Here is a 12,989-nt window from a genome sequence, read left to right on the forward strand (position 1 = left end):
CTCAGAACTCGTCGAGGCCCTGGCCGAGCTCGACCCCGAGCGCTTCCTGGGCGGCGGTCGGGCACGGCGACCCGAAGCGCGACTCGTAGCGGGCCGTGAACTCGGCGTTGGCGACCATCGCCTGGTCGTCGGTCTGCAGCTCGGGGAGCAGCCCGCGGACCGCGAACACCTCGATCTCGCCGACGCTGCGGGTCACCGTCGTCTGCAGGAACTCGAGCGAGAAGAACGGCTCGATGAGCTGACGGACCGCCCCGGACACGCACACCGAGTCGGGCTGGCCGACGCGCTCGACGTGGCTGGCGACGCTGACGGTGTCGCCCCACAGGTCGTAGACGGGCTTCTTCGAGCCGAGCACGCCGGAGATGCAGGGGCCCGAGTGGAGGCCGATGCGGAAGCTCCAGTCCCACTCGTCGACGATCGGCGTCAGCCCCGACGCCACCACCTGGGCGCAGCGCAGCGCCGCGAACGTCGCGTCGACGGCGTGCGACAGGCGGCGGTGGGGGATGCCCGAGACCGCCACGTACGTGTCGCCGGCGGTGCGCAGCTTCTCGACCCCGAACGCCGACGTGATCTGGTCGAAGGCCGAGAAGAAGAAGTCGAGCTGCTTGAGGCAGGTGACGGGATCGACGCGGGCGGCCAGGCGCGAGAACTGGACCGCGTCGATGAACATCACCGTCGACTCGCGGTAGGCCTTGGGCTGGAGCCGCTCGCCGAGCGGCGCCGCCGACTCGCGCGGCAGCACCGCCAGCGCCAGGCTCTTGTCGAGCAGGGTCGCGGTCGCCAGCTGCGACGCCAGCGCCCGCGGCGAGCGGATGGCCACGCCCACCGCCAGCACCCCGTCGGAGGGCTCCAAGGACAGGTCCCATGCGACAGGTCCTTCGGGCCAGGGATTCTCCGGCACCGCCTTGCCGCTGCTCTCGGCCAGGCTGCGCAGGAACGCCGGCGACGCGGCGCCGAACAGCGCGCCGAGGCTGGGCGCGCCGGGGCGGGCGGCCAGCCAGCGGGCCGCCGCCGGCGACGCCGGGGTCACCCTGCCGTCGGCATCGACGCGCAGCGCGATCGACTCCACCAGCTCGAGGATCGCCACCATGTCAGAACTCTCGCACGTCCTCGAAGGTCGTCCGGGCGGCGATGGTCTCCTCGTCGAGGTTGAGCAGGATCGGCAGCGTCTCCTGCTGCCAGTCGTCCTCCTGCAGGCGGCGGACCAGCACCGGCCCGGGCAGCAGCAGGTAGACCAGCTCGACGATGTCCATGATCACGTAGAAGCCGTTGGAGTTGCAGAACTCGAGCTCGGTGAAGTCGAGCACGCTGCGCTGGATCTCCCGCTTCGGCAGGATCTCGCGCAGGTCCTGCAGCAGCGCCGACAGATAGCGATAGGGGTTGTCGATCCGGACCACGCCCGAGAACGTGAGGGAGAAGTTCCCCTCGTCCTCGCGGGCGACGCAGTGGAACACACTGACGCCGCCGTCCATGATCTCGCCGTAGGTGAGGACGTTCATTGCGCACCTCGCAAAGGAAACACCGCCTGCATCGTCAAGTTCTCGCCCGAGTACGTCGCGGACAAGCGGAAGCGGTTCTCGGACACCAGGCGGATGAGGCCGAGCCCCCCGCGCAGCCGCTGCATGCGGCGGGCGCGGAGCGTGTCGGCGAACAGGCGCTTGGGGTCCGTCGCGGTCGTCAGCCGCTCGACGCGGTCCTTGACGTCCTGGTACTGCTCGAAGGTCGCCTTGTTGGTGACCTGGACCTGCAGCGCGTCGCCGTCGATGCGCAGGTCGACGCGCATCTGGCTGCCCGGATCGCTGACGTTGTCGATCACGTTCTGGACCAGCTCGGTGATGACCACGTTGGCCTTCTTGCACAGCGCCTGCGGGTAGAACACCGTCAGCATCGCCAGCAGCGACTCGCCGACGGTCGTCGCCAGGTTGCCGCGCGCGTCGCCCATGGGCGCGACCGTCAGCGTCAGGCCGACGCTGGTCGTGATCGGTTCGTCGTCGAACTCGTGATCGCTCACGCCGCCCGCCTCCGCAGCACGATGAGGGTGATGTCGTCGGCGTCGACGCGACGGAACTGCCCGTAGTCGTCGAGGCACCGCTGGAGGATCTGATTGGCCGGCAGCTCCGCGTTGGTGCGCACGAGCTCGTGCAGCCGGCGAGTGCTGTAGTCGGCGCCCGCGCTGTCCTGCGCCTCGACCATGCCGTCCGTGTACAGCGCCAGCACGTCACCTGTCTCGAAGGGCAGCTCGTACTCGCTGTACGCGCGGCGGCGCAGGCCGATGAACGGGTCGCCCTTGTTGAACGTGTGGACCTCGCCGCCGCGGACCAGCACCCCGTACCCGCCGCCGCACACGTAGCGGAACGTGCGCTCGCCGAACGCGACGAAGTTGACGGTGGCGTAGCGGCGGACCTCGCGGAGGAACCCGACGGTCGCGTTGTTGAGGTACTCGACGATGTCGCGCGGGCGCGACACCTGCTCCATCGTCTGGACCAGCTGGGCCTTGAGGTAGGCCATGATCAGCGCCGCCGACACCCCGTGGCCGGAGATGTCGAACACGCCGATCGCGTGGCTGCCGTCGCGCAGGCGATAGAAGTCGTAGTAGTCGCCGCCGACCTCGGTCATCTGCTTGTGGTAGACCGAGAACTCGAAGCGCGCGAGCATCTCCGGGTGGTCCTTCGGCAGCAGCGCGTGCTGGACCTGCTGGGCGATCTCGAGGTCCTGGCGGATGGTCTGGTAGGCGCGGGCCAGCTCGCGCTCCTGCTCGTCGAGCCGCTCGTACGCGGTGCGCAGGTTGTCGTTGGTCGCCTGCCAGTAGGCGGTGTCGCGCTCGACCCGCTTGAGCAGGCCCTTGTACATCCAGAACAGCCGGCGCATGTCCTCGCGCGACAGCTCGGACAGGCGGTCGGGGTCTCGCCCCTCGAGGATCTCGTCGAGCGTCATCTCAGTGGAACTCCACCACGAGCCGGTTGGGGTCGCCGTCGTTCGTCACGTCGACGTAGTAGAGGTCGCCGGGCGCCATCACCCCGCCGATCAGCACGCCGCGCTCGATCGTCTTGTCGAACGGCGTGGACGAGCGGATCACGGCGTGGCCGCGCTCCGAGTCGAACTCGGCGAGGTCGAACGAGCCGACCACCTCGCGCGGCCCGCGGATGACGCTGGCGATGCCGTGGCTGCCGGTCTGAAAGTGCAGGAAGTCGGCGCCGCGGTGGATGAGCGCCTTGCCGGGGCCGTGGTGGTACCACAACGTCATCATCTCGATGCCGAGCTTGAGCCGGATCGGCTCGACGTTGGCGTACGACTCGCCGACCATCCGCTCGATCTCCATCCACTTCGACAGCGGGAACCACCGCCCCATGTCGATGTCGGCCAGCAGCGCGGTGGCCCGCCTGCCGGCGACGATGTTGAGGTTGACGCACGCCTGGGCGAAGCCGCCCATGAGCGCCCCGTGGACCACCGGCTCGCTCGGCTCGCTCTCGTCGCTCATCCCGCCTCCCCTGCGAACGCGAACACCGCGATGATCGGCACGCCGCGGTACGACAGGCGCACGAGCCCGGAGCTGACCGAGGAGCGGCAGTACTCGGGCAGGTCGACGTCGAGGTCGATCGCCGGGTACGGCACGAAGCCCGACTTCTTCAGCCGCAGCAGCCACGACTCGAGCGTCTCGTGGCGCTCGGTGCGGAAGGCGTCGCTGGTGCCGAGGATGTCGCGGACCTCGCGGCCGAAGAAGCCCTCCTTGATGGCGAACTTCTCGTCGGGGGACGCGTCGCTGCGGTCGACCAGATCGAACACCGTGGCGAAGTGCTGCCAACAGTGGTGCATGCGCCGGGTGAGGTGCTCGGTGTCGTGGTCCGAGCTCGGCTCCACCAGCGTGAACACCCGCGGCCGCAGGGCCCGCAGCCGCCGCAGCAGCCGGGTGCGCGCGTCGCTGTCGGGCCCCGTGGTGTGGTGCAGCGTGTAGGCCGCGTTGATCGACAAGCTCCCCTCGGCGAGCGCCTCGAAGTGCGCGTAGTCGGCATCCTCGCAGACCTCGATCAGCTTGACCAGCGGATAGATCTCGATGTCGAACGGCAGCTCGGCGCGGACCTCGTCGATCGCGGCCACGCCCTCGTTCAGGGCGGTGCGGTTCGGCTCGAGCGCGATCACGCGGAGGCGCTCGATCTTGCCGGGGTCGCGCGCGAGCGCCCGCAGCAGCGCGACGATCTGCAGGCCCTTGCCGATCCCGATCTCGAGCAGCGCCGGCGTGCTCGACTGCCGCATCGCGTGCACGAGGTACTGGTTGGCCAGCGCGTAGCCCTGCGGCACCGCCGGGATCGCCCGCTGCAGCAGCGTGAACAGGTCGATCTGCGGCCGCTTCTCGGCTTGCAGGTACAAGTTCCGCCCCGACAGCAGGTTGCGGTCGATCCGTCGCAACAGCGACTCGGCGACGATGTGGGACAACAGCGCGTCGCTCGGGACATCGACGTCGAGGGCGTCGAGGAGCTGGCTCGCTATCACCGTCTTGGCGACCTGCTCGCGATGCCGGCGAATGTCCTGGCACGCGGCCAAAATCAGCTTGTAGCGGTCCTCGTAGAGCATGCGCCGCAGACTGAAGGTCACACAGGGGATCCGCCTTGGCAAGCTGATGCGCACCCGATCGTGGCCGAGAAGATTATCTCAGCCCTCGCGCGGAAACGCGCCGCGTAGCCTGGCGCAGGCCCCGTCGGCCTCTGTCTCAAAGACCACCCAGCGGCGCTACCGGACCGCGGGCCACTGCGCAGGTCGCGTGTGCGACGGACTGCATCTTGAGACATGGTCCGAAAACCATGACGCGGCGCGGCGAGCCCGGCGAAAGTGGCCCGAAAGCAGGCCTCAAGCGGCGGCGGCGCCGCCGGCCATCTGCACCTCTGCAGCGGCGCTCGCCAGCGATCGCAGCTCGAGCCCGACCTCGAAGCTCAGCGCGGTCGCACCGACGCGGCCGCGCTGGCTCTCGCGGTGGACCTCGACGGCGAGCGTCACGTGCGTCGCATTCGGTACTCTGCCGCTGCGGAAGCGCACCGTCGCGATCGCAGTCAGCGGCTCCCCCACCAGCACCTCACCGAAGCGCCGCACGCGACTGATGCTGCGCAGCGTCAGCGCGACGTCGCGGAACGGCTCGCTGTGGGCCAGGGCCGACAGCGCCCGACCGAACGCGACCGGCAGCGGACAAACTCGACCCCACGGCTCCGGCGCGCCGCCGCCGGACACGCTCCCGGTCGACAGCATCTCCTCTCCGCAACCCACTACCTGTCCCAAGAAGCTGGACTCTACATGCGCAGTCAGATCGGCCGGCTTCACCGTGAAGGTGGAAGTCGTCAAGACCGTTCCGACGCTGAGAGATCCGAGATCGTGTGCGAGCATGACGCGGCCTCCTGGGATTAGCGTGCCGCCCACTGCCGCGATTTGCACGCCAGATCACGCGTAGCGGCGATGTGTGCGTCTTCCTCCGCCGTGGATCGCGAGCATCGCCGCAGATCCGGCGAATTTCTCGGCACTGGCGGCGATCGTGCGCATGACCGCCTGCTTGCATCGAACGGCGAAATGATCTTCACACGCCTCTGCTGCCGCGAATTCGACGCGATCTCCAGCGCGATCTCTTGCGCGTGCAACAACGACGGCGGTTCACACGACCTCTCCGTGTGCTCCTCGACTTCCTCGCGCCGCCGGTGTGCATCGCCTGTCGTCACCTGCTCCGGGCCCCGCCGGCCGGGGGCGTGCCGCCCCTGTGCAGCCGCTGCGCCCCCGAGCTCGCGCGGCTCGACCCCGCTGCGCGGCGCGTCGGCGACGTGGAGGCCTGCTTCCTTTATGACGGCCCGCTCGCCGCGGCCGTCCGGCGGCTCAAGTTCGTCGGCGAGCTCGAGCTCGCCGGGCCGCTGGGCCGGCTCCTCGCCCACGCGCCGGTGTGGCGCGAGGGCTGGGATCTCGTCGCGCCGGTGCCCTTGCACTGGCGCCGCGCCCTCGCCCGCGGCTTCAACCAGGCCGCCCTGCTGGCTCGCTGGGCCGCGCGCGAGCACCCGACCGGCGCCCGCCTCGAGCCGCGGCTCCTGCAGCGCACGCGCGCCACCACGCCGCAGAGCGAGCTCGACGGGCCGGCGCGCCGCGAGAACCTCGCCGGCGCGGTCGTCGTGCGAGCCGGGCGGTCGCTCGTCGGCCGGCGCGTCCTCGTGGTCGACGACGTGACCACCACCGGCGCCACCCTGACCGCCTGCCTCGCCGCCGTTCGGGCCGCAGGGGCCGCCCGCGCCGCCGGACTTGCCCTCCTGCGGTCCGCTTTGTAGCTTTCCACCCCCGCCGTGAAGAAGACCGACAAGACCGCGACGAAGGACGGCCACATCTTCGTCCAGAACCGCCGAGCCACCTTCGAGTACGAGGTCCTCGAGCGCTACGAGGCCGGCCTCGCGCTCATGGGCAGCGAGGTCAAGTCGATCCGCGACGGCCGCGCCAGCCTGGGCGAGTCGTACTGCCAGTTCCAGGGCGACCAGCTCTTCCTCTATCAATCGCACATCGGCGAGTACACGCAGGCGCACGACCGCAACCACCTGCCGCTGCGCCCGCGCAAGCTGCTGCTGCACCGCAAGGAGCTCGATCACCTGACCGACGCGGTCGATCAGGCCGGGCTCACGCTGATCCCTCTGGCCCTGCTGGCCCGCAACGGCCGGATCAAGCTCGAGCTGGCGCTGTGCCGCGGCAAGAAGACTTACGACAAGCGGGCCTCGATCAAGGAGCGCGAGCAGAAGCGCGAGATCGACAGGGCCATACGGGAGCGGTGACGTGAGCGGCCGGCGCTCGGACGGACCTGTCCCATCGGACACCCTCGCGGCCCTCGACCGCGCCCGCGACCAGGCCGGCCCGCACCTCTGGTTGGTCCCCGCCCCGCCCGCCGCCGGCGACGCCGACGAGGCCCTGCGCGAGCTCGACGAGCTGCTCGCCCGCGGCGAGTTCGACGAGCCCGCCGTCGCTCGCCTGGTGGCCCTGGCGCCGCGCGCCCCGGGCCGCCTGCGCGCCGTCGTGGCAGCCCTCGCGGCCGCGGGCAGCCCCGCCGCGGTGGCCGGCCTGCTCACCCTGCCGCAGGTCCCCGGCGCGCTCGAGGCGGCGGCCCGCGCCCTCGCTCGCGGCCTCACCCGCGCCCTGCCCGGCTCCGCTTCCGCGCCGGTGTTCTTCGCCCTCGACTTCCGCGGTTCGCGGGCGCGGCCGTTCCCCGACCTGCTGCGGCGCGCCCAGCTGGTCGCCGCCGATCCGAGCGGCGCCCTGCGCCTCGACGTCCTCCGCGTCGACGGCAAGCCCGCCTACCGCCTGTCCTTTTGGCCAGACACGATCCCGCCGCGCGCCCGCGCCGAGCTCGCCCGCGCCTGCGCCGCCGACCTCGCGCTGCTCCACGGCCGCCTCGCGCGCCTCCGCGGCGCCCGCCTGTGGCTGAACGGCTTCTGCTTCCCGGACGACGGCCCGGTGTCGGTCGCCGCCCAGGGCCATCTGTTGGCCGCGTGGTTGACATGGTCCGAAGGACATGCCCCGTGAGACATGACCTGAAGGACACCTCGTTCGCGCGCGCGCCTCCGCCTGCGCGAGGCGCTGCAGGCCGGGGCGCGCGGCCTGGGCCTGCGCGCGGTCGACGAGGCGCGGGCGCTGCGGCTGTGCGAAGACGTCGGCGAGCGGCTCGACTGGCCCGTCCACACCTGGAGCGCGGCCGGCGGGCGCGACGGCCTCGGCGCCCCCGAGCCGCTGGCCGACCTCCTGCGCGGCCTCTTGCGCGACCCCGATCCCGGCTTGTGGGTGCTGCTCGATCCGCCCCCGCTCGAGCCCGTCGCCTTGCGGGCCCTCCGCGAGCTCGCGCAGCGCAGCGTCGGGCCCGCGGTCGTCGTCGTCGGCGACCTCGCGCCTGCGCTCGTCGCCATCCCCGAGCTCGAGCTGCTGGAGCTCGAGCTGCCCGACGCCGACGAGCTCACCGGCCTCGCCGCCGACCTCGTCGACGAGCTGCGGATCGCCGGCCGTCCCGGTCCTGCCGCCGCGCTCGCTCGCCGCGCCTCGCGGCTCGCCCACGCCGCGCTCGGCCTGTCCGAGCACCAGGCCCGTCGACTGCTGCGCCGCGCCGCCGACGTCCCCGCCGACGACGCCGCGCTCGCCGAGCTCGGCGCCGGCAAGGCCGAGCTGCTGCGCCGCGGCGGCCTGCTCGAGCGCGTCGAACCTGTCCCTTCCGACATGCTCGGCGGGCTCGCGCAGCTCAAGCAGTGGCTGGCCCGCCGCGCCCTCGCCCTCCGCCCCGAGGCCCGCGCCGCGGCGATCCCCGACCCGCGCGGCGTCCTGCTCGTCGGCGTGCAGGGCTGCGGCAAGAGCCTGGCGGCCCGCGTCTGCGCCCACGCGCTCGGCCTCGGCCTCCTGCGGCTGGAGCCGGGCCGGCTCTACGGCGGCACGCTGGGCGAGAGCGAGGCCAACCTGCGCCGCGTCACCGCGACGGTCGAGCGCATCGCTCCGGTCGTTTTGTGGATCGACGAGCTCGACAAGGGCCTGGCCGGCAGCGAGGGCCCGGCCAGCGACGCCGGCACCGCGGCGCGGGTGCTGGGCGGCCTGCTCACGTGGCTGCAGGAGCGCCGTCGTCCGGTGTTCGTGGTCGCCACCGCCAATCAGGTCACGCGTCTGCCGCCCGAGCTGACACGTCGCGGCCGTCTCGACGAGATCTTCTTCGTCGACCTGCCCGATGCGGACGAACGCGCTGCCATCGCGGAGATCCATCTCGAGCATGCGCCGCGCTCGCACATGGGCGCCGCCCCGGTCCTCGCTGATCCGTTGCCCGACCTCGTCGACCTCGTGCGCGCGGCCGACGGACTCTCGGGCGCCGAGATCGAGGGCGCGATCGTGGAGGCTCGCCTCGACGCGTTCGCCGAGTCGCGACCGCTCGCGCGCGGCGACCTCGCTCGCGCGCTCGCCGCGACCATCCCGCTCAGTCGCAGTCGTGCCGGCGAAATCACGGCCCTGCGGGCGTGGGCGAGCGCTGCGGCCCGCAGGGCTTGAGGAACCTGTCTCTAAGTTCCAATGCGGCGCGTGACCTGCGGTCGCGCAATGTCTGCACAACCGCGCCAATCGCCCGAGGATGGCCGGCGAACGGCGGTTCGCACGGTGTGCTGTTGAACACAATTCAAGCGAGCACGATGTCGCGAGCGAACGTGACTCGCACCGCCAAACCTGCTGCGAGTCTTGTGGGAATTTTCGTGCTCACGTCCCACCCATCCTGCGAACTCCAGGTGCGTGACACTGCGATCACGGCTATGGGATACTGTACGAGCGCTCATTATGACCGTGCAGCCGCCGATCACTCCCCTGTCTCAAGGAACAGGACCCGCGGACCAGCCCTCGTCGCCGGCGCGGGTCCTCCTCGTCGACGACCACCCGATCTTCCGCCTCGGCCTGTCGCAGCTCCTCGGAGCCGAGACCGACCTGGAGGTCGTCGGTGAGGCCGAGGACGCCGAAGCCGCCCTGGCGATCCTGCGCGAGAAGCCCGTCGACCTCGCGGTCGTCGACCTCTCGCTCAAGACCGGCAGCGGCATCGATCTGATCAAGCAGATCCGCGCCGCCTGGCCCGAGCTCAAGCTGCTGGTGCTGTCGATGCACGACGAGCAGTTGTTCGGCGAGCGGGTGCTGCGGGCCGGCGCCCACGGCTACCTGATGAAGCACGTGCCCGCCGAGCGGATCGTCGGCGCCATCCGCAAGTCGCTGAAGGGCGAGCTGGCGGTGAGCGAGCAGCTGGCCGAGACGATGCTGAACGCCATGGTCTCGCGCCCGCGGGCCGGCACCGGCATCGAGAACCTCAGCGACCGCGAGCTCGAGGTGTTCGAGCTGCTGGGCCGCGGGCACGACACCCGCAACATCGCCGAGTCGCTCAAGATCTCGATCAAGACCGTCGAGACCCACCAGTCCAACCTCAAGCTCAAGCTCGGGGCTCACAGCGCGCACCAGCTGCGCCGCCTCGCCGTCCTGTGGGCGACCGAGGGCCTCGCCGGCCAGCCCGCCGCCGGCCGTACCTGAGCCGTCCTGCTCGCCCTGAGCGCGCTCCTGCACGGCCCCCGGCGCGCTCATCCGGCGAGAATTGCCAGGCCGGCCCGCTCGGGTCAGCCTCTGGCCGTGTCCCGCGCGCAACCTCGCCCAGCAGCAGCTCGAGCTGCCCGCGCTGGACGAGCCTGCCGGCGCCCCCGACCTGCCCGAGCCGACCCCCGCGGCCGCCTGCGCCCGCTGCGGCTGGCTGGTGCGCCGAGCCGAAGAGACATGTCCTTTGTGCCATGCCCCGAAGGACAGCACGCCATGAGCCGCTACGTCCGCCTCGACCTCGGCGCCCGCGAGCTCGCGCGGGCTGACCTGGAGGCCGCGCTGGCCGAGCTGGAGCTTCGCGCCGAGGTCGCGGAGATCCCCGGCGGCCTCATGCTCGAGGGCAACTTCGAGTGCGCCGGCGAGCCGGTCGACCTGCGCGTGCCCGCGGGCACGCTGGGGGCCGTCGCCGACTTCGGCCTGCGCGCGGCCGGCAGCACCTTCGTTTTGGTGTGCGGCGAGCACGATCGCGCCGTCCTGGCCGAGCGCCTGGTGGCCCCGCTCACCCGGGCGCTGGCGGCCGCCCGCGTGCGCGCCGCGGCGAGCGCCGCCGGCCTGGCCGTCGACACCACCCAGGCGGCCGACGGTACCCTGCGGCTGCGGGTCCGTCCCCCGGCGTAACACTCGCTGGGGCCCCGCGTTGTCCGAGCCGGAAGGTCGAACGATGTCCGCCTCTCGCCCGCTGCCTCCCGCCGTGTCCGCCGCCATGAGCCGGCGCGACTTCCTCGCCCGCGCCGCCAGCGGCACCGTCGTCGCCGCCATGGGCGGCGGCATGTTGTGGGTCCTCAACGACCGCCTCACGCGCGAGGCCAAGGCCATGACCCTCGCCGACGGCCGCCCGCGCCTCCCGCCCGGCCAGCGCGTGCTCGAGGCGCTGCGGCCCATGGGCGGCGTGCCCGGCTCGCCGAGCCCCGCCGACGTCAAGATCAAGGTCTACGGCGAGGTCGAGAGGCCGTTCGAGCTCGACTGGAACGGCCTGCTCGCCGAGCCGCAGACCGAGCTCGAGGCCGACGTCCACTGCGTCACCGGCTGGTCGCTGCTCGGCGCGGCGTGGAAGGGCGTGCGCGTCAGTCACCTGGCCGAAAAGGCAGGCCTGAAGAAGACCGCGCGCCACGTCGTGTTCGAGGGCGCCCACGGCTACACCGCCAACGTGCTGCTCGCCGAGGCGCTCGCGCCCGACGTCCTGGTCGCCCACCGCCACGCCGGCAAGCCGCTCGCGCGCCCGCACGGCAGCCCGGTGCGCGCCGTGGTGCCCGGCCTCTACTTCTGGAAGAGCACCAAGTGGCTGACCGGCATCAAGTTCGTCGCCCGCGACGAGCCCGGCTACTGGGAGACCCGCGGCTACAACAACCACGCCGACCCGTGGAAGGAAGAGCGCTATGCCTGAGCCCGAGCGCCGGCGCCCGGTCCGCTGGCGGCCGTGGCTGCGCGCCCTCCACCGCGACATCGGCTACGTCGCCGTCGGCCTCACCTTCGTCTACGCGCTGTCGGGCCTCGCGGTCAATCACATCGCCGACTGGGACCCGAACTTCGACAACTACGAGGCGCGCCACCAGGTCGCCGTGCCGCTGCCCGAGGACGACCGCGCCGCCGCCGACGAGGTCCTCGCCGAGCTCTCCATCCAAAATCCGCCGACCGAGGTCTACCGCAGCGACGCGCGCGAGCTGTCGATCCTCCTCGACGGCAGCACCCTCCACGTCGATCTCGACAGCGGCGTCGTCCTCGAGGACGGCCAGCGCCCGCGCCTGTTGCTGCGGGTCGCCAACTGGCTGCACCTGAACCGCGGCAAGAAGGCCTGGACCTACATCGCCGACGGCTACGCCGTGTTCCTGCTGTTCCTCGCCGCCTCGGGCCTGTTCATGCTGCCCGGCCGCAAGGGCCTGGTCGGCCGCGGCGGCGTGCTCGTGCTGCTCGGCGTCGCCGTCCCTGTGCTGTACGTGACCCTGTCCGGCGGGCCATGACCCGAAGGACATGGCCGCTCAGACATGCCCGAAAAGGCATGCGCTGAATTCCAGGCACCGCGCCTCGACCGGTTCGGACATGTGCGAAGGGGCATGCCCGAACGGACATGCCCCCGAAGTCACCCCGCACCGGCGGCGCCGCCGCCCTGCTCTACTGCAGCCGCTCGCGCAGGAACGACAGCGTGCGCTGCAGCGCCTGCTCGGTCGGGTGGCCGGTCTCGCGGACGAGGTCGACGGTCAGCACGCTGTGGGCCGACGGCTTGATCCCGTGGGCGTTGCCCGGGCCGGAGTCGATCTCGATCGCCTCGAAGCCCTCCTTGAGCTCGCGCTTCAGCGTCTCGAACCGCTCGCGCGGGACCTTGCCGTCGTGGGTGAAGCACAGGCCGAGCACCTTGAGGCCCTCGTCCTTGACCCGCCGCTTGACCGTGGCGAGCTCGTCCGGCGCGATCGCCAGCTGCCCGCGGCGCGCCTTGCCCACCGGCAGCGGCAGCGCCGGCTGCGACATCACCGGCGCCATCAGCGACGGCTCGACCGCCATCGACAGCGCGAAGTTCCCCGTCAGGCACATGCCGATCGCGCCGACGCCCTTGCCGCCGAGCTCCTTGTGCAGCGCGCGAGCCAGGCCGCGCAGCCAGTTCGTGATCGGGCTCGACTCCTGGCCGGCGAGCAGCTTGAACTCTTTGCTGACGCACAGCTTGAGCATCGTGCTGGCGAGGTAGCCGCCGGACACCGGCTTCATCGGCTCGCCGAACAGGTCGGGCAAGACCACGGTGAAGCCCGCGTCCGCCACCAGGTTGGCGAACGCGACCACCGCCTCGTGGATGCCGGGGACCTCGGTGATGATGATGACCCCGGGGCCGCGCCCGCGCCGATAGACCGTCTTGGTGACGCCCTCGTGGGTGAACTCCGATGCGCTGTAGCCCTGGATCGACATCGCCACGAGTG

At 71.6% G+C, this 12,989-nt stretch carries 17 protein-coding genes; 9 read left to right on the forward strand and 8 right to left on the reverse strand.

Going from position 1 to position 12,989, the window contains the following annotated elements:
* Position 1: 1 nt before the first annotated feature.
* The 7 genes from OV079_RS15040 to OV079_RS15070 form a co-directional block, all read right to left on the reverse strand.
* Positions 2-1,090, reverse strand: a complete 1,089-nt coding sequence (locus tag OV079_RS15040; RefSeq protein ID WP_267769260.1) for an adenylate/guanylate cyclase domain-containing protein — start codon at positions 1,088-1,090, stop codon at positions 2-4.
* A gap of 1 nt (position 1,091) precedes the next feature.
* Entirely contained in the window at positions 1,092-1,499 is a 408-nt protein-coding gene (locus OV079_RS15045; RefSeq protein ID WP_267708056.1) for a hypothetical protein, read from the reverse strand.
* Entirely contained in the window at positions 1,496-2,011 is a 516-nt protein-coding gene (locus OV079_RS15050; RefSeq protein WP_267769261.1) for an ATP-binding protein, read from the reverse strand. Before OV079_RS15050 ends, OV079_RS15045 begins: the two co-directional genes overlap by 4 nt.
* On the reverse strand, positions 2,008-2,934 hold the full coding sequence (locus OV079_RS15055; protein WP_267769263.1) for a PP2C family protein-serine/threonine phosphatase: 927 nt from the start codon (positions 2,932-2,934) through the stop codon (positions 2,008-2,010). The genes OV079_RS15050 and OV079_RS15055 overlap by 4 nt, the downstream gene beginning before the upstream one ends.
* 1 nt (position 2,935) lies before the next feature.
* Positions 2,936-3,478, reverse strand: a complete 543-nt coding sequence (locus OV079_RS15060; protein ID WP_267769265.1) for a hypothetical protein — start codon at positions 3,476-3,478, stop codon at positions 2,936-2,938.
* Positions 3,475-4,590, reverse strand: coding sequence for a GRAS family protein (locus OV079_RS15065; protein ID WP_267769266.1), 1,116 nt, complete (start codon positions 4,588-4,590; stop codon positions 3,475-3,477). The genes OV079_RS15060 and OV079_RS15065 overlap by 4 nt, the downstream gene beginning before the upstream one ends.
* A 252-nt stretch (positions 4,591-4,842) precedes the next feature.
* Positions 4,843-5,418: a hypothetical protein gene (locus OV079_RS15070; protein WP_267769267.1), complete on the reverse strand. Its 576-nt coding sequence runs from the start codon at positions 5,416-5,418 to the stop codon at positions 4,843-4,845.
* 230 nt (positions 5,419-5,648) lie between these two features.
* On the opposite strand from OV079_RS15070, the gene OV079_RS55900 reads away from it, so the two are divergent.
* From OV079_RS55900 to OV079_RS15115, 9 genes are all read left to right on the forward strand, one after another.
* Positions 5,649-6,287, forward strand: a complete 639-nt coding sequence (locus OV079_RS55900; RefSeq protein WP_267769268.1) for a ComF family protein — start codon at positions 5,649-5,651, stop codon at positions 6,285-6,287.
* 15 nt (positions 6,288-6,302) lie between these two features.
* The gene (gene smpB / locus OV079_RS15080) at positions 6,303-6,779 is read left to right on the forward strand and encodes an SsrA-binding protein SmpB (protein WP_267769270.1); all 477 of its coding nucleotides are present in this window, start codon (positions 6,303-6,305) and stop codon (positions 6,777-6,779) included.
* A gap of 1 nt (position 6,780) precedes the next feature.
* Positions 6,781-7,524, forward strand: coding sequence for a hypothetical protein (locus tag OV079_RS15085; protein WP_267769271.1), 744 nt, complete (start codon positions 6,781-6,783; stop codon positions 7,522-7,524).
* 228 nt (positions 7,525-7,752) lie between these two features.
* Positions 7,753-9,015 carry an AAA family ATPase gene (locus OV079_RS15090; protein WP_267769273.1) on the forward strand — a complete coding sequence of 421 codons (1,263 nt, stop codon included), beginning with the start codon at positions 7,753-7,755 and terminating at the stop codon, positions 9,013-9,015.
* 279 nt (positions 9,016-9,294) lie between these two features.
* On the forward strand, positions 9,295-10,026 hold the full coding sequence (locus tag OV079_RS15095) for a response regulator (RefSeq protein WP_267769274.1): 732 nt from the start codon (positions 9,295-9,297) through the stop codon (positions 10,024-10,026).
* A gap of 61 nt (positions 10,027-10,087) precedes the next feature.
* The gene (locus OV079_RS15100) at positions 10,088-10,303 is read left to right on the forward strand and encodes a hypothetical protein (protein WP_267769276.1); all 216 of its coding nucleotides are present in this window, start codon (positions 10,088-10,090) and stop codon (positions 10,301-10,303) included.
* Positions 10,300-10,704 carry a hypothetical protein gene (locus OV079_RS15105; RefSeq protein WP_267769277.1) on the forward strand — a complete coding sequence of 135 codons (405 nt, stop codon included), beginning with the start codon at positions 10,300-10,302 and terminating at the stop codon, positions 10,702-10,704. The genes OV079_RS15100 and OV079_RS15105 overlap by 4 nt, the downstream gene beginning before the upstream one ends.
* A gap of 73 nt (positions 10,705-10,777) precedes the next feature.
* Complete coding sequence (locus tag OV079_RS15110) at positions 10,778-11,470, forward strand: molybdopterin-dependent oxidoreductase (RefSeq protein ID WP_267769279.1); 693 nt, start codon at positions 10,778-10,780, stop codon at positions 11,468-11,470.
* Complete coding sequence (locus OV079_RS15115) at positions 11,463-12,044, forward strand: hypothetical protein (protein ID WP_267769281.1); 582 nt, start codon at positions 11,463-11,465, stop codon at positions 12,042-12,044. The genes OV079_RS15110 and OV079_RS15115 overlap by 8 nt, the downstream gene beginning before the upstream one ends.
* A 151-nt stretch (positions 12,045-12,195) precedes the next feature.
* Here the strand turns inward: OV079_RS15115 and OV079_RS15120 are convergent, their stop codons facing one another.
* Entirely contained in the window at positions 12,196-12,978 is a 783-nt protein-coding gene (locus tag OV079_RS15120) for a dienelactone hydrolase family protein (RefSeq protein ID WP_267769282.1), read from the reverse strand.
* Between the last annotated feature and the right edge of the window lie 11 nt (positions 12,979-12,989).

The sequence above is a fragment of the Nannocystis pusilla genome, assembly GCF_026626665.1.
Classification (GTDB): Bacteria; Myxococcota_A; Polyangia; order Nannocystales; family Nannocystaceae; genus Nannocystis; species Nannocystis pusilla.

Excerpts from the sequence above, each read along its gene's own strand:
- OV079_RS15040 (WP_267769260.1), bottom strand. The coding sequence starts at position 1,090 with ATGGTGGCGATCCTCGAGCTGGTGGAGTCGATCGCGCTGCGCGTCGAT.
- OV079_RS15045 (WP_267708056.1), bottom strand. The coding sequence starts at position 1,499 with ATGAACGTCCTCACCTACGGCGAGATCATGGACGGCGGCGTCAGTGTG.
- OV079_RS15055 (WP_267769263.1), bottom strand. The coding sequence starts at position 2,934 with ATGACGCTCGACGAGATCCTCGAGGGGCGAGACCCCGACCGCCTGTCC.
- OV079_RS15060 (WP_267769265.1), bottom strand. The coding sequence starts at position 3,478 with ATGAGCGACGAGAGCGAGCCGAGCGAGCCGGTGGTCCACGGGGCGCTC.
- OV079_RS15095 (WP_267769274.1), top strand. The coding sequence starts at position 9,295 with ATGACCGTGCAGCCGCCGATCACTCCCCTGTCTCAAGGAACAGGACCC.
- OV079_RS15105 (WP_267769277.1), top strand. The coding sequence starts at position 10,300 with ATGAGCCGCTACGTCCGCCTCGACCTCGGCGCCCGCGAGCTCGCGCGG.
- OV079_RS15115 (WP_267769281.1), top strand. The coding sequence starts at position 11,463 with ATGCCTGAGCCCGAGCGCCGGCGCCCGGTCCGCTGGCGGCCGTGGCTG.
- OV079_RS15120 (WP_267769282.1), bottom strand. The coding sequence starts at position 12,978 with ATGTCGATCCAGGGCTACAGCGCATCGGAGTTCACCCACGAGGGCGTC.